15 protein-coding genes are annotated in these 17,728 nt (G+C 66.6%); 9 read left to right on the forward strand and 6 right to left on the reverse strand.

The annotated features are described in order from the left end of the window. The first annotated feature begins 9 nt into the window (after positions 1 to 9). Entirely contained in the window at positions 10 to 1,746 is a 1,737-nt protein-coding gene (locus tag ACSLGO_RS13715) for an L-lactate permease (RefSeq protein WP_436401296.1), read from the forward strand. A gap of 93 nt (positions 1,747 to 1,839) precedes the next feature. Here the strand turns inward: ACSLGO_RS13715 and ACSLGO_RS13720 are convergent, their stop codons facing one another. Together ACSLGO_RS13720 and hpaH are read right to left on the reverse strand one after the other, a co-directional pair. Then, positions 1,840 to 2,658, reverse strand: coding sequence for an HpcH/HpaI aldolase family protein (locus ACSLGO_RS13720; RefSeq protein ID WP_263128474.1), 819 nt, complete (start codon positions 2,656 to 2,658; stop codon positions 1,840 to 1,842). After that, positions 2,643 to 3,428: a 2-oxo-hept-4-ene-1,7-dioate hydratase gene (gene hpaH / locus ACSLGO_RS13725; protein ID WP_386886925.1), complete on the reverse strand. Its 786-nt coding sequence runs from the start codon at positions 3,426 to 3,428 to the stop codon at positions 2,643 to 2,645. The genes ACSLGO_RS13720 and hpaH overlap by 16 nt, the downstream gene beginning before the upstream one ends. A gap of 124 nt (positions 3,429 to 3,552) precedes the next feature. On the opposite strand from hpaH, the gene ACSLGO_RS13730 reads away from it, so the two are divergent. From ACSLGO_RS13730 to ACSLGO_RS13740, 3 genes are all read left to right on the forward strand, one after another. Continuing rightward, on the forward strand, positions 3,553 to 4,641 hold the full coding sequence (locus ACSLGO_RS13730) for an alpha/beta hydrolase (RefSeq protein ID WP_436401297.1): 1,089 nt from the start codon (positions 3,553 to 3,555) through the stop codon (positions 4,639 to 4,641). A 38-nt stretch (positions 4,642 to 4,679) separates the two neighbouring features. Beyond that, positions 4,680 to 6,146, forward strand: a complete 1,467-nt coding sequence (locus tag ACSLGO_RS13735; protein WP_436401298.1) for a DUF5129 domain-containing protein — start codon at positions 4,680 to 4,682, stop codon at positions 6,144 to 6,146. A gap of 75 nt (positions 6,147 to 6,221) precedes the next feature. Continuing rightward, positions 6,222 to 7,070, forward strand: a complete 849-nt coding sequence (locus tag ACSLGO_RS13740; RefSeq protein ID WP_193313258.1) for a methylenetetrahydrofolate reductase — start codon at positions 6,222 to 6,224, stop codon at positions 7,068 to 7,070. Between the two features lie 106 nt (positions 7,071 to 7,176). Here the strand turns inward: ACSLGO_RS13740 and ACSLGO_RS13745 are convergent, their stop codons facing one another. Beyond that, entirely contained in the window at positions 7,177 to 8,160 is a 984-nt protein-coding gene (locus ACSLGO_RS13745) for an ABC transporter substrate-binding protein (RefSeq protein WP_091607142.1), read from the reverse strand. Between the two features lie 195 nt (positions 8,161 to 8,355). On the opposite strand from ACSLGO_RS13745, the gene ligM reads away from it, so the two are divergent. Next, positions 8,356 to 9,765 carry a vanillate/3-O-methylgallate O-demethylase gene (gene ligM / locus ACSLGO_RS13750; RefSeq protein ID WP_152274828.1) on the forward strand — a complete coding sequence of 470 codons (1,410 nt, stop codon included), beginning with the start codon at positions 8,356 to 8,358 and terminating at the stop codon, positions 9,763 to 9,765. A gap of 73 nt (positions 9,766 to 9,838) precedes the next feature. Here the strand turns inward: ligM and ACSLGO_RS13755 are convergent, their stop codons facing one another. Genes ACSLGO_RS13755 through ACSLGO_RS13765 form a run of 3 tightly spaced genes read right to left on the reverse strand, consistent with a single transcriptional unit; the run spans position 9,839 to position 12,782 of the window. Beyond that, positions 9,839 to 10,474, reverse strand: a complete 636-nt coding sequence (locus ACSLGO_RS13755; protein WP_325786933.1) for a LutC/YkgG family protein — start codon at positions 10,472 to 10,474, stop codon at positions 9,839 to 9,841. Beyond that, positions 10,471 to 11,985 carry a LutB/LldF family L-lactate oxidation iron-sulfur protein gene (locus ACSLGO_RS13760; RefSeq protein WP_436401299.1) on the reverse strand — a complete coding sequence of 505 codons (1,515 nt, stop codon included), beginning with the start codon at positions 11,983 to 11,985 and terminating at the stop codon, positions 10,471 to 10,473. The genes ACSLGO_RS13755 and ACSLGO_RS13760 overlap by 4 nt, the downstream gene beginning before the upstream one ends. Continuing rightward, positions 11,982 to 12,782: a (Fe-S)-binding protein gene (locus ACSLGO_RS13765; RefSeq protein WP_152274830.1), complete on the reverse strand. Its 801-nt coding sequence runs from the start codon at positions 12,780 to 12,782 to the stop codon at positions 11,982 to 11,984. Before ACSLGO_RS13765 ends, ACSLGO_RS13760 begins: the two co-directional genes overlap by 4 nt. 194 nt (positions 12,783 to 12,976) lie before the next feature. Here ACSLGO_RS13765 and ACSLGO_RS13770 point away from each other — a divergent pair, with 194 nt between their 5' ends. From ACSLGO_RS13770 to ACSLGO_RS13785, 4 genes are all read left to right on the forward strand, one after another. Continuing rightward, a complete protein-coding gene (locus ACSLGO_RS13770; protein WP_436401300.1) occupies positions 12,977 to 14,695 on the forward strand; it encodes an L-lactate permease in 1,719 nt (572 codons plus the stop codon). A gap of 103 nt (positions 14,696 to 14,798) precedes the next feature. Beyond that, a complete protein-coding gene (locus tag ACSLGO_RS13775; protein ID WP_386886632.1) occupies positions 14,799 to 15,533 on the forward strand; it encodes a FadR/GntR family transcriptional regulator in 735 nt (244 codons plus the stop codon). A gap of 69 nt (positions 15,534 to 15,602) precedes the next feature. Next, positions 15,603 to 16,943: a sensor histidine kinase gene (locus tag ACSLGO_RS13780; RefSeq protein ID WP_436401301.1), complete on the forward strand. Its 1,341-nt coding sequence runs from the start codon at positions 15,603 to 15,605 to the stop codon at positions 16,941 to 16,943. Positions 16,944 to 16,992: 49 nt separating this feature from the next. Continuing rightward, positions 16,993 to 17,652 (forward strand): response regulator transcription factor, encoded by a 660-nt coding sequence (locus ACSLGO_RS13785; protein ID WP_436401302.1) that lies wholly within the window; start codon positions 16,993 to 16,995, stop codon positions 17,650 to 17,652. The last annotated feature ends 76 nt before the right edge of the window (positions 17,653 to 17,728 follow it).

Raw genomic sequence — 17,728 nt, forward strand, 5'->3', positions numbered from 1 at the left:
GAGGGTCCCATGGAGAGCTTCACCCCCACTACCGATGCGGTTGGTTCAAGTGTTGCGCTCTCTGCGCTGCTAGCACTCGTGCCGCTGCTGGTTTTCTTCCTGCTGCTCGCCTTCGCCAAGACGCGGGCGTACATCGCCGGAGCGTGGGCGCTGCTCGCTGCCCTGGTCATCGCCGTCGCAGGCTTCGGCATGCCCGCAGGGCTGGCCGTGCTCTCCGCAACCCAGGGGGCGGCCTTCGGCCTCTTCCCCGTGGTGTGGATCATCGTCATGGCCGTCTGGCTCTACCAGGTGACCGTGCGCAGCGGCCGGTTCGAGGACCTTCGGCGGGTCTTCGACCGTGTGGGCGGCGGAGACCTGAGGGTGCAGGCGATACTGGTGGCCTTCTGCTTCGGCGGGCTGCTGGAAGCCCTGGCCGGGTTCGGTGCGCCCGTTGCCATCACGGTGACCATGCTGCTGGCCCTGGGAATCGCGCCGGTGCGGGCCGCGACGGCGGTGCTGGTCGCCAACACGGCACCGGTCGCCTTCGGCGCACTCGCCATCCCCATTACGACGGCGGCGAACCTCACCAGTTACACCGGGGACAAGATCGGCGCCGTCGTTGGCCGGCAGACTCCGCTCCTGGCGTTCGTGGTCCCGGTGATCCTGCTTTTTATCCTGGACGGCCGGCGCGGTGTCCGCGAGTGCTGGCCGGTGGCCCTGTTCACCGGCGTCGTGTTCTCCGTCTTCCAATTCCTGTGCTCCAACTACTTCTCCTACGAGCTGACGGACATCGTCGCTTCACTGGTAGCCATGGCCGCCGCCGTCGGCTTCCTGCGTTTTTGGCACCCCCGCGGCGGAGAGCCGGCGGCCGAACGTATGCGGGGCGAGCTGGCTGCCGCGAAGGCCTCGGGCTGGACGGCGGCGGGCAGCGGAGAAGCGGAGGTTGGCAGCGCAGTGACGGACACCGCGGAGGATGAGCTGACGCCGGCGCGGGCGTGGATGGCGCTCTTCCCGTATGCGCTGGTGATTGTGGTGTTCGGAATCGTGAACCTCTGGACGCTGGGCATCAACATCCCCGAGGCCCTGGCCAAAACCACCATCGAGATCCCCTGGCCCTGGCTGCACGATGCGCTGCTGGACGCGGACGGCGAGCGCCTGTCCTCCACGGTCTACCACTTCGAGTGGCTGATCAGCCCCGGAACCCTGCTGCTGATCAGCGGCCTCATTGTTGCCGCCGTCTATTCGCGCTTCGATGACAGGGGCCGGTACCCGCTGAGCATGGGCACGGCGGTGCGGGAGATCTGGGCGACGGCCCGGCGGATGACCGCCGCGGCGCTGACCATCCTGGCGGTGCTGGCCCTGGCCTACGTCATGAACAACTCCGGGCAGACCGTCTCGATCGGCACCTGGCTGGCGGGAACGGGGGCGTTCTTCGCATTCCTCTCCCCGGTGCTGGGCTGGATTGGCACCGCGGTCACCGGATCGGACACCTCAGCCAACGCCCTGTTCGCACGGCTGCAGGAAACCGCCGGAGCTGCTGCCGGGCTGGATCCCAAGCTGCTGATCGCCGCCAACACCGGAGGCGGCGTCATGGGCAAGCTGATTTCACCGCAGAACCTGGCCATCGCCGCAGCGGCAGTGAACATGAGCGGGCAGGAGTCCGTCCTGCTGCGGAAGGTCTTCGGCTGGAGCGTGGCCCTGCTGCTGGCGCTGTGCGTGATTGTTTTCCTGCAGTCCACTCCGGTGCTGGGCTGGATGCTCCCCTAGCGTCCCTGGGCCTCCCCGCCGAGAGGCCAGTTACGGCTCCTTTGAGCGCTGAAACGAGCCGTAACTGGCCTCTCGGCGGGGTGGGGTGCGGGGCTAGTAGCTGGCGGGAGCGGAACCGGATCCGGAAGGATCCTGCGGCACATATTTTGCCGCGAGCGCTTCGGAGGCACGGGCCAGGAGAGCCACGTCCGCGCCCACGGCGATGAAGTCCGCTCCGGCGTCAAGGTAGCGGCGGGCGGTTGACTCCACGAAGGCGTTCACCCCCACGGCGACGCCGAGTTCCACCGCGGTGCGGATGCACTGCTCGACGGCGGCAACGACGTCCGGATGGTCCTGCTGCCCCAGGTGTCCCATGGACGCCGCGAGGTCCGAGGGCCCGATGAAGATGCCGTCCACGCCGTCGGTCCCGGCAATCTGCGCAACATTGGCAACGGCCTCGGCAGTCTCCACCTGCACCAGCAGCGTAATGGTCTCCTCGGCCCGGTCCAGGTAGCCCTCGATCCGGTTCCAGCGCGATCCGCGGGCAAGCGCGCTTCCCACGCCGCGGACACCGCGGGGCGGGTACCGGACGGCGGCAACAGCCTGTTCGGCCTGCCCGGCGTTGTCCACCATGGGAACGATCAGGTTCTGGACACCCAGGTCCAGGTACTGCTTGATGAGCACCGTGTCATTGGAGGGGACCCGCACCACGGGGAAAACCGGGTAACCGGCCATCACCTGCAGCTGGACGCTGATGGACTCCAGCGAATTGATGCTGTGCTCGCCGTCAATCAGCACCCAGTCGAAGCCTGACCCGGCACAGATTTCCGCCAGCAGCGGGTTGCCGGTGCAGGCCCACATGCCGGCGCGGGGGCGCCCGCCGTTGCCCAGGACGGACTTGAACGACGGCGCGGGCTCTACTCGAAACGGCATGTCACTGATCCCAGCTGTCCGTAGTCTGCGTGCACGGTGTCACCCTTGTGGACCCACATGGGGCGGGTAAAGGAGCCGGCCAGGATGATCTCTCCGGCGCCGAGGCTCGCTCCGTGGGCTGCGATCTTGTTCGCCAGCCAGTAGACACCGGCGGCGGGGTGGTTCAGCACACCGGCTGCCACGCCGGTTTCTTCAATGGTCTGGTTCTTGTACAGCAGGGCGGAGATCCAGCGGAGGTCGACGTCGTCCACCTTCACCGGGCGTCCACCGACCACCATGGCCCCCATCGCCGCGTTGTCCGCGATGGTGTCCACAATGGTGCGGCCTTCCATCTCGATCCGCGAATCAAGGATTTCCAGGGCCGGGACCACGTATTCGGTGGCATCCAGGACGTCAAAGATGGTGCAGTTCGGCCCGGAGAGCGGCTTGCCCAGCACGAAAGCCAGTTCCACTTCAATGCGCGGATGCGTGTACGCGTCCCACTGCACCGTGCAGCCGTTCTCAAGGACCATGTTGTCGAAGATGACGCCGTAATCCGGTTCGGTGATGCCCGTGGCGTCCTGCATGGCCTTCGACGTCAGGCCGATCTTGCGGCCCGCCAGCTTCCGCCCCTGCTCCTGCATCCGGCGGCTCCAGAGTTCCTGGACGGCGTAGGAATCCTCCACCGTCATCTCCGGGTAGCGCGCCGTGAGCCGGGGCACCGGCGTACGGCTGGCGCCCGCGGCTACGAGCTCATCGGCAATCTTTTCTATGGTCTGTTTCTCGAGCACGCTCACTGCACCACTTTCGAAGGAACACTGGTCCGATCCATACGGCTGAAATGGATTGTATATGATCCATGACACATTCCAGCTGAAACCAGCCCCCACCGGAGCGCTACATTACGCTGAAGGTGTGCCTGCCACCCGCTTCCCCAACCTGCTTCCCGTCACCGCGGCAGCAGCCGCCGCGGGTGCCGGAGCCGCTGTCCTCCTCACTCCGTGGCCTGCGGCGCTGCTGATCCGGGCCGTGTTTGCCCGCGGGGCGCAGCAGCTGGTCCGCCAGATGCGACCGTATGCCCCTGCCGTGAGTGAGCACCGCGGCCTGGCTTACCTGGGCGGGACCCGCCGTCTGGACCTTTTCCTCCCACCGGAACACTCGGCCCGCACCGGCGGGAAGTTGCCGGTCATTCTCTGGGTGCATGGCGGCGCGTGGATCTCCGGTTCACGGCATGATGTTGCCCCGTACCTGCGGATGCTGGCAGCCCGCGGATACGCCGCCGTCGGAGTGGACTATTCGGTGGCTCCGGGCAGCAGGTATCCCCAGGCCCTGGGGGAAGTGGATGCAGCGGCGTCCTTCCTGCAGGAGGCGGCGCCCCGCTACGGGCTGGACATGGAGCAGGTGGTCCTGGCCGGAGACTCCGCCGGCGCCCAGCTGGCCGCGCAGTTCGCCGCCGCCGTGACTTCGCCCGGTTATGCCGCTGACCTGGGCCTCTCGCCGGCCCTGTCTCCGGAACAGCTGCGCGCGGCCGTCCTGCACTGCGGCGTGTACGACCTGCAGGCCATGGGCCGGCTCACCGGTGTCCTGGGCTGGGGCTTCCGGACCGCACTGTGGGCCTACACCGGCAAACGGCGGTTCAGCGGCAGCGCGGCAGCGGAACAGATGTCCGTCCTCTACCACGCTTCGCCTGCGTTCCCGCCTACCTACATCAGCGGCGGCAACGGCGACGGCCTAACCCGGCAGCAGTCGATGCCCTTTGCGGACCGGCTGCAGGACCTTGGTGTGCCCGTCACCAGGCAGTTCTGGCCGGAGATGTCTCCCACGCTGCCGCACGAAGCCCAGTTCCAGTTTTCCCGGCCGGAGGCGCGGTCCGCGCTCGATGAGACGGATGCCTTCCTGACCGCAGTCCTTTCCGGCCCGGATGCCGCCGCCACACGGCACAGCCTGGACTCGCCGAAAGCCGTTCCCGGCAGTACCCGTCCCGTCCCACGGCCTCCGGCCTGACCGAACCTGACCAAACCGAACCGAACGAGGAAACGCCCATGCGCCGAGTTCTGCTGATCATCCTGACCGCCCTGCTGGCCGTAGCCGCACCTGCCGTGCCAGCCACCGCCGTCGAGCCCGTAGACATCATCGTGGAGGACACCGCCGGCGTCCTGGACCAGAACACGCTGCTGCCCGCACTGGAGCAGGTCCAGTTCCGCGACCCCACCACCGTGGCCGTCTACACCTACCGCGGAGACCCCGACGCCGAATACAAGGACGGGGACACGGTCATGAACGAGGAAGTGCTGCGCTTCGCCCGGGAGGAACACCCGGAGTGGATCAGCGCCGATGGGCAGAAATGGGCGGACGGACTGTTCATCTTCTCGCTGGACCCGGACGGACGCTGGATGGGCACCTACTTTGGCGAGGACCGGAAACTGGACAGCGGCCAGGCGCAGCCGATCCGGGACGCAGCGGGGGAACTATTCGCAGAAGCGCAATGGACGGACGGCACCATCGCCGGAGTCCAGGAAGCGGCCAAGCTGATCAACCGGCCCTGGTACCAGGACCCGTTCGCCTGGTTCCTGGGCGGCGCCGCCCTGCTGCTGGCAGCCGGCACCTGGATAACGGCCATCCTGGTGCGCCGCAAACGCTTGAAGACCAACCGTGCGCTCATCGCTGCGGGTGAGAAGTCCTACGCCAGTGTGAGCATGGACCTGGAAGCCACGGAGCTGAACGCCCACACCATCCCGGACACCTCCCGTTACGGCGCCAAGGTCCTGGAAGAGCACCGGACCTTCCGCACCCGCTATAACCTGGCGACTGAACTGGGGAACAGGGTGCGGTCCTTCACCGACAAAGACCTCAAACGTGCCAGCTCACGCAAGCCGGTGGAGGAGTTTGCCGAACTTTCGGCGACGCTGGACGGCATTGACGACGTCATTGCGGACACCAACACACTGCTAAACATGGGACCTGGCTGGGAGGCGGCCTGGGACCGCCAGGCCGGGCCGCTGCTAGAGGAGCTGGACAAGCTGGAAGACCTGTTCGCGCAGGACAAGACCGCCGGTTCGGCCACGGCGGCCGCGCTGCTCGCCTTCCGCACGGAATGCCGGCGCCGCCTGCAGGGGGCTGCCGCAGCGCTGTCGGACGGCTCGATGACGCCGGAGGAAGCCCTGGATATCCTCCGGGACTCCGGCGGCGAGCTCGCCGGTCTGCTGAAGAACCATTCGGAGACCGTGATCGAGAAGGCCGCGAAGGACAGTTCGGAGAAGAAGCTGATGCGTGAGGCGCTGGAAGAAGAGCGCACCCGGACCCGCCGCTACCGGAACGGCTACCGTCCGGGGATCCTGGACACCGCTTACCCCAACTACGTCTGGTCCGTGGCGTCCTTCAACGCGGGAGTGCAGGCAGGCTCCAGCAAAATTGAGTCCGCCCGCAGCTCCGCCTCCAGCGGCTCCTCCACCGGGTACGGTGCAAGCGGCGGCAGCTTCAGCGGTGCGGGCAGCTCCTCCCGGTTCTAGGTCCGGGCCCGGCAACCGGCCCTGTCGGCAAACCGACCGTGGACACCGCACGGCGCGCTGGCTAGGGTGTTCGGCATGAACCCCGTGGACCCCGCCTCTTCGCTGCTGGATGACTTCTCGCTGGAAATGACCGGAAAGGACGTCCCCGCCCTCACCGAAGCGCAGGACGTCCTGCCCGCCGGAACGCGCATTAATGTGACGTTCTTGGGCAATGAGGACCTGCCCATGCGCCTAGCCGCCGCCTCGGCGGTCAAGGCCGGCGGGCATGTCCCGGTACCGCACATCTCCGCCCGGCGGCTGGGCTCAGCGGCAGAGCTGGAGAAATTCCTCGGCGCCCTGTCCGAGGCCGGCGTCGTGGAGAACGTCTTTGTGGTGGCCGGAGATCCCGCGGAACCGATGGGACCGTACGAGGATTCGCTGGCCGTCATCGCCTCCGGGCTGCCTGCGGCGCACGGCGCCCGGCACATCAGCATTTCCGGCTACCCGGAAGGCCACCCGGACATTGATGGCCAAACCCTGTGGTCCGCCCTGGAACAGAAGCTCGCCGCCGTCCGGGACCAGGGACTGGAGGCATCAATCATCACTCAGTTCGGCTTCGACACCACCCCCGTGCTGGCGTGGCTGGAGGAACTGCGCAGCCGGGGCATCGACGTCCCGGTGCGCATTGGCGTCCCGGGACCTGCCGGCGTCAAGCGGCTGCTGGGCTACGCCCGCCGGTTCGGCGTCGGGACCTCCGCGTCCATCGCGCACAAGTACGGTTTCTCGCTGACGAACCTGCTCGGCACCGCGGGCCCGGACCGTTTCCTGAACCAGCTCGCTGCCGAGCATGATCCTGCCCGGCACGGGGTGGTGAAGCTGCACTTCTACACCTTTGGCGGCCTGCGCCCCACCGCCGAGTGGGTGCGCAGCTTCCGCGGCTACTAGGGACGCGAAAACGCTCCGCTTTGTGCTGTTCGCTCCGCCGCGCGGCGGAGCATCAGGCACAAAGCGGAGCGTTTCTGCGTGAAGCCGTGCGAAACTGGCGCCGGGGCTACTCCTGAGGCAGGAGTTCGTCCATGTTGGGCAGCTCCTCCACCAGGCCGCGGTCCTGGGATATCCGGGCCACTTCCTCGACCGACGCCCGGTTCACCTCGGTGCTGTACCGGGGCAGCGTCAGCTGCTCAATGACCGCAGGCTCAAGTGAGGTGTACGTGGGCAGCACGGCACGCACCTTGTCCGGGTTCTGCTCGGCGAACTCCTGCGAGGCATTCATCGCCCGGGCGAACTTCTCCACAATCTCCGGGTTCTCCTGGACGTACTGGTCCGAGGTGAAGTAGACGGCCACCGTTAGGTCATCCACCGGCTCGGCGTAGTTGGAGAACACCGGCACGGCGCCGTCGGCCCCGGCAATGGTGACGAAGGGTTCGACGGCGGCAATCGCGTCCACGGTACCGGCCGCCAGCTGCCCGGAAAGCTCCGGGAACGGAATCTCGACGAACTCGATGCTCTCGTAGTCTCCGCCGGCCTGCTTTACTGCTTCCGAGATGGTCGAGTCGGAGATGTTGTTCAGCGTATTCACGCCGACTTTCTTGCCGGCCAGGTCCGTGACCGTCTCGATGCCGGAATCCGGCAGCGTCATGACGGACGCGAAGTCCGCGTCGGTGTCGCCCGTGGAGCTGCCTCCGGGGGCGACCATCTTCACCGGCAGGCCCTTGGACCGGCCCACGATCATGGACGTGATGTTCGAAAAACCGAAGTCCATCTGTCCCGCTGTCACGGCCGGAACAATAGCGGCGCCGCCCTGGGCCAGGGTGAGCGTGACGTCCAGGCCTTCCTCTTCGAAGAGCCCTTCCTGTACGCCAAGGTAAATGGGAGCGACGTCCACGATGGGGATGACTCCCACCTCGATGGGAGTGAGACCCTCCGCTCCCCCGGATGACGAGGCCGATTCCTCGCCCGAGGTCAGTGACCCGGACCCGCAGGCCGTCAGGCCGAGCAGCGCCGCCGTTGCCGCTGCCGCCAGCAGTTTCCTCATGATGTGCCTCCTCGTTGGGGTACGGCCGAGCCGCACCGCAGGTGTGATGCAGCCCACACTATCTATCCGGATAGGCATTCACCAGACATTTCTTCGCGTCTCCCGCAGACCCTCGACTTACCTATGTCGATAGATATAAAGTCGGCGGCACCGGCTTGAGGCCGGCTCCCCGTCCGACAGAAACAGAGGTTCACCGTGGCACCAAAGAATCTGCAGGAAGTCCTGGATGCGTCCGGGTCAGTCGTCGATCTGCTCCGCAACTCGCAGATCGGCGCGTACATCTACCCCGTCGTCGCCCCCGAATTCACCAACTGGCGCAGCGAGCAGCGAGCCTGGCGGGAAACCGCCGTGCTCTTCGACCAGTCGCACCATATGGACAATGTGTTCATCAAGGGACCCGATGCCCTGAAACTCATTTCCGACACCGCCATCAACTCCGTGGCCAGCTTCCCGGTGAACAAGGCGAAGCAGTACGTGCCGACGACGCCGTCCGGCCACGTGATCGGCGACGGCATCCTCTTCCACCAGGACGAGGACGAATATGTCTACGTGGGCCGCGCCCCGGCCGCCAACTGGCTGCTGTTCAACGCGGAGACCGGCGGCTACAACCTGGAGATCGAGGTGGACCGCCGCTCGCCGTCGCGCCCCATGGGCAAGCCCGTGAGCCGGCGCTACTGGCGGTTCCAGGTCCAGGGACCCAGCGCCTGGGACATCATCGAGAAGGCCAACGGCGGTCCCCTGGAACAGCTGAAGTTCTTCAACATGGACACCATGAACATTGCCGGCGAGCAGGTGCGGACGCTGCGGCACGGCATGGCCGGCGCGCCCGGCCTGGAGATCTGGGGTGACTACGCCTCCTACGACAAGGTCCGCGATGCCCTGATGGAAGCCGGCGCCGAGTTCGGCATGGCCGCCGTGGGTGCCCGCGCCTATCCCTCCAACACGCTCGAATCCGGCTGGATTCCGTCGCCGCTGCCGGCTATCTACACCGATGAGCGCCTGCGCCCGTACCGTGAATGGCTGGGCGCGGACAGCTATGAAGCGACCAACGCCGTCGCCGGCAGTTTCGTCTCCGACAACATCGAGGACTACTACCTCACTCCCTGGGAGCTCGGCTACGGATCCTTCGTGAAGTTCGACCATGACTTCATTGGCCGCGAGGCGCTCGAGTCCATGGACCCGGCTGCGCAGCGGCGCAAGGTTACCCTCGCGTGGAACCCGGAGGACCTGGGCCGGATCTTCACCTCGCAGCTGGACACGGAACAGACCCCGTACAAGTACTTCGACCTGCCGCTGGCCAACTACGGCTCCTCCAACTACGACTCGGTGATCGACGCCGACGGCAACGTGGTGGGTGTGTCGATGTTTACCGGCTACTCGGCCAACGAACGCCGCGGGCTCTCGCTGGCAACGGTGAACCCGGACGTCCCCGAGGGCAGCGAGCTCCGCGTGGTGTGGGGCGAGCCCGACGGCGGCACCGCCAAGACCACCGTTGAACCGCACCGCCAGCTTCAGGTGCGCGCGGTGGTCAGCCCGGTTCCGTACTCCGAGACCGTGCGCAAGGACTACAAAGGCGGCTGGCGGACCGGCTACACGGACGCGTAGGACTTCGAAGGAGGCCGGTCCCCCAGCGGGTCCGGCCTCCTTCGGTTCTGCAGTGCAGGTTCCGCTGAACCGGTCAGCTGCGGACGATGAGAACGTCCAGCGTCCGGGGACCGTGCACGCCCTCGACGCGTTCAAGCTCGATGTCGCTCGTGGCGCTCGGGCCGCTGATCCAGGTCAGCGGCCGGGTGCCGTCCAGGCGCCGCAGCGCTTCCGGAAGGATCATGGTGATATCCGAGGCCCTGACCACGCACACGTGATGGTCAGGGATCAGGGAGATGGCTCGCCGGCCCATGCCTTCGCTGCCGTCCAGGATGATGGTTCCGGTTTCGGCCACCGAGACGGCACTGCCGGTCACCACGGCGGATGTGCTGTCCAGTTCGGTGACGGTCAGCGGTTCGGTGCGGGAGTCAGTGCGGCGCCGGCCCGGCCTGGCAGCATCAGCATCAGCCAGCCAGGCTTCCTCGATTCCTGCAGGGACCACGTAGCTGGCAGCGCCGTCGAGCAGTTCCGCAATGCGGGGTCCGACGCCGGACTCCTCCACCACGGTGACGCCCGCCTTGTAGTCTTCCAGCCGGTCCACCAGCACACGAATCCGTTCGGCTTCCGGGGCGTCGACGGCGGTGCGGTAGGTGCGGGGCACCTCGGGGACAGCCGGGGCGTCCTTCAGGGCACCGCGCAGCCGTTCCAGGATCTCTTCGCGTGCACTCATGCCGTCTTCTCCCCCCGGGCCGAATCCGCGGCCGGCCTGCCGCCCTCATGTTCCTTGGCCCACCAGTCCCGGAAGGACTGGGCGGGCGGCGCCGGAATGTCCCGGCTCTGGGTCCAGCCGGCGGCGATGCCGGGCAGCTTGGTGATCTTGCGCTTCCGTCCGGCTGCCAGCCTGCCCAGCGGCAGGCCCTTTTCCAGGAGGCCGAGGTTCCGGCCGCGGGAGAACGCCCAGGAGGCGCCCTTCATCATCAGGTCCATCTGTGTGGGGACCTTCTTGGCACGCTTGCTCTCCACATCCACGGAGCGCAGGTGGACCAGGATTTCCGGGATGTTGATCTTTACCGGGCAGGCGTCATAGCAGGCCCCGCAGAGGGAGGATGCATAGGGCAGCGAGCTGTTTTCCTCGCTCTGGATGCCGGTCATCAGCGGGGACAAAATGGCGCCGATGGGGCCCGGATAGGTGGAGCCGTAGGCGTGGCCGCCGGTGCGCTCGTAGACCGGACACACGTTCATGCAGGCGCTGCAGCGGATGCAGTGCAGGGCCGAACGGCCCATTTCATCCGCCAGCGCGGCGCTGCGGCCGTTGTCCACCAGGACCAGGTGCACGTTCTGCGGACCGTCCCCTTCGGTGACACCGGTCCACAGCGAGGTGTACGGATTCATTCGTTCACCGGTGGAAGACCGCGGCAGCAGCTGCATAAAGACTTCCAGATCACTCCAGGCCGGCAGCAGCTTTTCCACGCCCATGACCGTAATGAGGGTTTCCGGCAGGGTCAGGCACATGCGCCCGTTGCCCTCGGATTCAACCACGGCGAGCGTTCCGGACTCGGCAATCGCAAAGTTGGCGCCGGAAATGGCCACCTTGGAAGACAGGAATTTGCGCCGCAGGTGGGAGCGGGCCGCCTCGGCCAGTTTCGCCGGCTCGTTGGTGAGGTCAGGGTCCACGCCCGGCATTTCGCGCAGGAAGATGTCCCGTACCTGGGTGCGGTTCTTGTGGATCGCCGGCACCAGGATGTGGCTGGGCTTGTCATGGTCCAGCTGGACGATCAGTTCCGCGAGGTCCGTTTCGAAGGCCGCGATGCCCTGCTCTTCGAGGTACTCGTTCAGCCCGATTTCCTGGGTGGCCATGGACTTAACCTTGACCACCTCGTCCACGCCCTCGGCACGGATCAGGTCGCGGACAATCGCGTTGGCTTCGTCCGCGTCGCGGGCCCAGTGGATGATGCCGCCGCGGGCGGTGAAGTTCTTCTCGAACTCCTCCAGCAGTTCGGGCAGCCGTGCCATGACGGATTCCTTCACGGCACTGCCGGCGCTGCGCAGGTCCTCCCAGTCCGGCAGTTCCCCCACTACACGAAGGCGCTTGTCGCGGATGGTGTGCGTGGCGTGTTCAAGGTTGGCGCGCAGCTGGGTATTGCCCAGTTCCCGGTGGGCCGCCGCAGGGAAGGAGTCGACGGCGTTGAGGTTGCCCTTGCCGTAGACCGGCAGGGTTGGCATGCCTAGGTAGGTGCTCATCGGACGGCCTTTCCACTGACCATGACATCCCCCGTGATGGAAACGGGGTTCTCCCGGGTGCTGGCCAGGATCTCTGCAAAGTGCAGGGTGGTGACCTCGCTGCCCTCGCGGGAGAGCCCACCGCCAATGTGCAGCAGGCAGGATGCGTCGCCGCCGGAGCAGAGCGAAGCACCGGTTGCCTTGATGTTCGCCGCCTTGTCCTCGAGCATCGCGGAGGAAACGTCCGCGTTCTTCATGGAGAAGGTACCGCCGAAGCCGCAGCACTGGTCTGCCTGGGGCAGCTCGGCAACCTCGATGCCGCCCACGCTCTGCAGGAGGTTCAGCTGCCGGTCGCCAAGGCGCAGCAGGCGCATGCCGTGGCAGCTGGGGTGATAGGTGATCTTGTGCGGGAACCAGGAGCCGAGCTGTTCAGCGGCGTTGGTAATGCCCAGGACGTCCGTCAGCAGTTCGGAGAGCTCATAGGTGCGGGCACCCACGGCTTCGGCCCGTGCTTCCAGGTCCTTGTCTCCGGCAGAGCGGGCAACCATGGGGTGCTGGTGCTTGACTGAGCCGACGCAGGAGCCCGACGGCGCAACGGCGACGTCGTAGTCAGCGGCGGTGAATGCCTCAACGTGGTTGCGGACTACGGGGACTGCCTCGGGCAGGTAGCCGGAATTGACGTGCATCTGGCCGCAGCAGGCCTGGCCGGAGGGGAACACCACTTCGTGTCCCAGCCGCTCCAGGATCTCTACGGTGGCGCGTGCCGTCCGCGGATACATCGCATCCACGATGCAGGTGGCAAATAGTGCAATTCTCATGGGTGCCTCTCAACGGGGATGCCCCGAAGCTCGTGTGGTCAGACCATAGTAGGCACGTTGCCTGCAACACACCAAAGCATCCCGAACTGGTGGCCATGATCACACGCACCGGCGGAGTGCGCTAGAGTTCCTTGGTCTGACCATTGTGGTCTGACCATCTCCCAACCAGTTCTCCACTCCCCCGGAGGTCCCCCGTGGATCACTTCACCGCCACCACTGACCCGGTGTTCGGCAGCGTCGCCGCATCCGCCATCGTGGCGCTCATCCCCCTGCTCACGTTCTTTGTCCTGCTGGCCTTCGTGAAGGTCAAAGCCCACGTGGCAGGCGGACTCTCCCTGCTGGTGGCAATCGCCGTCGCCATCTGGGCCTTTAAGATGCCCGCCGGCCTGGCACTGCTCTCAGCGTCCCAGGGCGCGGTCTTCGGCGCGTTCCCCGTGGTGTGGATCGTCATCATGGCCATCTGGCTCTACCAGGTCACCGTGGTGAGCGGCCGGTTCGAGGACCTGCGCCGCGTCTTTGACGTCATTGGCGGCGGCGATGTCCGCATCCAGGCCATCCTGGTGGCGTTCTGCTTCGGCGGCCTGCTGGAAGCACTGGCCGGATTCGGTGCCCCCGTGGCTATCACCGCCACCATGCTGGTGGCGCTGGGACTGAAGCCGATGAAGGCCGCAGCCGCCGTCCTGGTGGCCAACACGGCACCGGTCGCCTTCGGCGCCATGGCCATCCCGATCACCACTGCCGCCAACCTCACCGGCCTTGATGCGGACCACATCGGTGCCGTTGTGGGCCGCCAGGCACCGCTGCTCGCCGTCGTTGTTCCGCTGATCCTGGTCTTCATCCTGGACGGGTTCCGGGGTATCAAGGAAACCTGGCCCGCCGCCGTCGTTACCGGCGTTGCCTTCTCCGCTGCGCAGGTGCTGTGCTCCACGTTCTTCTCCTACGAACTCACGGATATCGTTGCCGCGCTGGCAGGCCTTGGTGCCGCCGTCGTGTTCCTGCGCTTCTGGCAGCCGCGGGGCGTCGAGGGCGCACGGGTACGCATGGGCCTTTCCGAAATGGCAGTTGCCGGTGCCGGCACGTCCGGATCCGCCGGCGGTTCAGTGGCCGTCCGCGACGGGAACTCCCTGACCGCCTCCCGCACCTGGCTGGCACTGTTCCCCTACTTCCTGGTGATTATCATCTTCGGCATCGCCAAACTCTGGAAGATCGGCGCGGACATCCCCGCCTTCCTCGCCTCCACGGACATCAAGGTTCCGTGGCCGATCCTGCACGAACGCCTGGTCGATGCTGCCGGCGAGCCCGTTTCCTCCACCATCTACACGTTCAACTGGCTCTCCACTCCCGGCACGCTGCTGCTGATCACCGGCCTGATTGTCTCCTTCGTCTACGCCAGGTTCGACGACGGCGGCCGCTACAGGATGTCCGTCGGTGCCGGTGTGGCCGAGATCGGCCGGACCGTCTGGAACATGCGCTGGGCGGGCCTGACCATCCTGTCCGTCCTGTCCCTGGCCTACGTCATGAACTTCTCCGGCCAGACCGTTGCGATTGGCACCTGGCTGGCCGGAACAGGTGCGTTCTTCGCCTTCCTCTCCCCCGTGCTCGGCTGGGTTGGCACGGCCGTCACCGGTTCGGACACCTCCGCCAACGCACTGTTCGCCCGCCTGCAGCAGACCGCCGGCCTGGAAGCCGGGATCGATCCCAACCTGCTGGTCGCCGCGAACACCACCGGCGGCGTCGTAGGCAAGCTGATCAGCCCGCAGAACCTGGCCATTGCCGTGACCGCGGTGAAGCTGGACGGCCAGGAATCGGTGCTGCTGCGGAAGGTGGTGGGCTGGAGCGTTGCCCTGCTGCTGGTCCTCTGCACCGTTGTATTCCTGCAGTCCACGCCTGTCCTCGGCTGGATGCTTCCGTAACTGCGCGAACGGCGGCCCGGGCGAACCTTGCCCGGGCCGCCGTTTTGTACCCGTGTGACCATCCGGGCCCGCCCGCGCGCCGCGACCGTGCAAGGATATTGCAGTGACCTCACCCGCTTCCCTCCCGCCCCGCCGCAGCTATGACCTGCTGCTGGAGAACATCGAAGCCGACCTGCGCTCCGGTGCCATCAAACTCGGCGACCAGCTCCCGGGTGAGCGGACGCTGGCGGAAACCTACGGCATTTCACGGGCATCCGTGCGGGAAGGCATCCGGATCCTGGACGCCATGGGGGTGCTCCGCTCCTCCGCCGGTTCCGGTCCGAAGTCCGGCGCGATCATCGTTTCCGAGCCCTCCGCCGGCCTCTCCTCTGCGCTGCGGCTGCACATGGCCAGCAGCAGGCTCTCTGTGGAAGACATCGTGGAGACCCGCGTGCTGCTGGAAACCTGGGCCGCGCAGGCTGCCGCCGGTGCCCCGGACAGTCCGGAGAAGCAGGCCGCGCTGAACCGGGCGGGAGACCTGCTCGACGCCATGGACCGGCCGGACCTTGACCGGGATACCTTCCACACCCTGGATGCCCGCTTCCATGTGGAGCTCAGCTCCCTGGCCGGGAACTCCGTCATCGAGACCATGATGGACTCCCTCAGCGGCGCGATCCGCGGGTACGTCAAGGAAGCCATGGACAACTTCGATGACTGGCCGCGCATCCTCACCTCGCTGCGGGAGCAGCACCACGGGATTTACGACGCCGTTGCTGCCCGCGACGGCGCGCTGGCAGCCGACCGCCTGCGCGAGCACATCACCTGGTTCTACGCCCAGATTCCTGCCGCGGAGCAGTAGGAGCCGCCCAGGCGCAATACGGGGGAAGACCCCATGGTGGCAGCTGCCGCCGCAGAGGAAGCTTGAGTCATGACCAACACCTACGCCCCCGAACCTGCCGCGGCACCGGGAACACGCCCGGCAACAGTGACGCATACACAGCCGCACCGTCCGGCCTTCTTCCGCAGTGCCACGTGGCGGACCTTCGGGTACCACGGCGTGAGCGTCCTCCTCGCTCCGCTGGGCTTCACATACGCCGTGACCGCGGTTTCCCTCGGCGCATCCCTGCTGGTGACCGTAGTGGGGCTGGTCATTACCGCCGCCATGATCGTGGCCGCCAGGTACTGGGGCACCATCAACCGGAATCTCACTGCCTCCCTGCTGGGCCGGAACATCCCGGCACCGGTGCCCTTCACGTCCCGACCCGGTTTCTTCGGGTTCCTGCGGTCCGGCCTGGCTGACAGTGCCGGCTGGCGGGCAGTCGCCCACATGGGCGTCAGCTTCGTAACCTCGGTGCTGTCCTTTGTGCTGAGCTTTACGTTCCTCGCCACGGGCCTGGGTTGCATGAGCCACTGGTACTGGTACCAGTGGCTTCCCGAAATGCAGGCGGCCGACGGTTCCTGGCACCGGGGCAGCATGATCGCACCGGACGTATTTGTCGAAGGGTTCTGGTGGCAGGCCGCCTATGTGGCCGTCGGTATCCTCTTCACCTTCGTCCTGTGGCCGGCCGTCAACAACGGCTTGGGCAAACTGCAGGCTCGCGTGGCTGCCGGTCTCCTCGGGCCGACGGCGGCCCAGCTGCGGGTAAGGGACCTGGAGACCAGCCGCAGCGCCTCCGTCAATACCGCCGATGCCCGGCTGTCCCGGATAGAACGAGACCTGCATGACGGCACCCAGGCCCAGCTCGTCGCGATCGCCATGAAACTCGGGGACGCCCGCGAACGCCTGTCCGCCGCCGAGTCCAGCCCGGAGCTGCAGCATCTGCTGGACAGCGCCCACGGCACCGCCAAAGATGCGCTGACGGACCTGCGCTCCATTGCCCGGGGCATCCGCCCGGCTGTGCTTAACGACGGGCTGGACGCTGCCCTTGAATCCCTGGCCGCCGGCGCGGCGCTGCCTGTGGAACTGGACTACCGGCTCCCGATCCGGCCCGCACCGGCCGTCGAGGCGATCGCGTACTACTGTGCAGCGGAGCTCGTGACGAACGCGGTGAAGCACTCCCGGGGAACGGGCATCTGGATCGCCGTCATTGAGCAGGAGAACCGACTGTTCCTCAGCGTCACCGACAACGGCACCGGCGGCGCCAACCCGGCAGCAGGCACCGGACTGGCCGGCCTGGCCGAACGGGTCCGCACCGTGGACGGCGCCCTGCACGTTTCCTCCCCCGCCGGTGGCCCCACGGCGGCGACCGTCAGCCTTCCGCTGCCGTAATGGCGTCCGGCATTTCCGAACCGACGCTTTTGTGGGGCAGGCTTCAGGCATGAGGATTGCGATCGCCGAGGATTCGGCCCTGCTGCGCGCCGGCCTGGTGGAACTCCTGGCCGGCCGCGGCCATGACGTGGTGGCCGCGGCGGGTACCGCGGACGAACTGTTCCTGGCGCTTGAAACTGCGCAGCCCGACGTCGTCATCCTGGACAACCGGATGCCGCCCACCCACACCAGCGAAGGCATCCGGGCGGCCCTCACCCTGCGCGCAACCCGCCCGGAAATCGGTGTGCTGCTGCTGTCCCAGTACGTTGAGACCCGCTACGCCACGCAGCTCTTCGCAGGACAGCCCCGTGGAACCGGTTACCTGCTCAAGGACAGGGTGGCCGACGTGCGCAGTTTCCTGGACACCCTGGAGCGCATCCGGGCCGGTGAAACCGTGCTGGACCCCGAGGTAGTGCGGCAGCTCATGGGCGTATCCAAGGCGGCCGGGCTGGGCTCGCTGACACCGCGCGAACATGACGTCCTGGACCTGATGGCGCAGGGACGGACAAACGCAGGTATTTGTGCTGAACTGTTCCTCTCCGCCGGCGCGGTGGAAAAACACATCACTTCCATATTCAGCAAGCTTGACCTGGCACCGGCGGCCGGGGACCATCGACGGGTCCTGGCCGTACTGCAGTACCTCCAGGCCGCCTCACCCGGTGTGGCCTGACCATTTCCTGGAAACCGTCCTGGCGGAATAGATTTGATCCGGGAGATAAGTCCCCGTCTATGCCATGAATCAGGAT

The organism is Arthrobacter sp. IK3 (assembly GCF_051337705.1).
GTDB classification, from domain to species: domain Bacteria; phylum Actinomycetota; class Actinomycetes; order Actinomycetales; family Micrococcaceae; genus Arthrobacter_B; species Arthrobacter_B koreensis.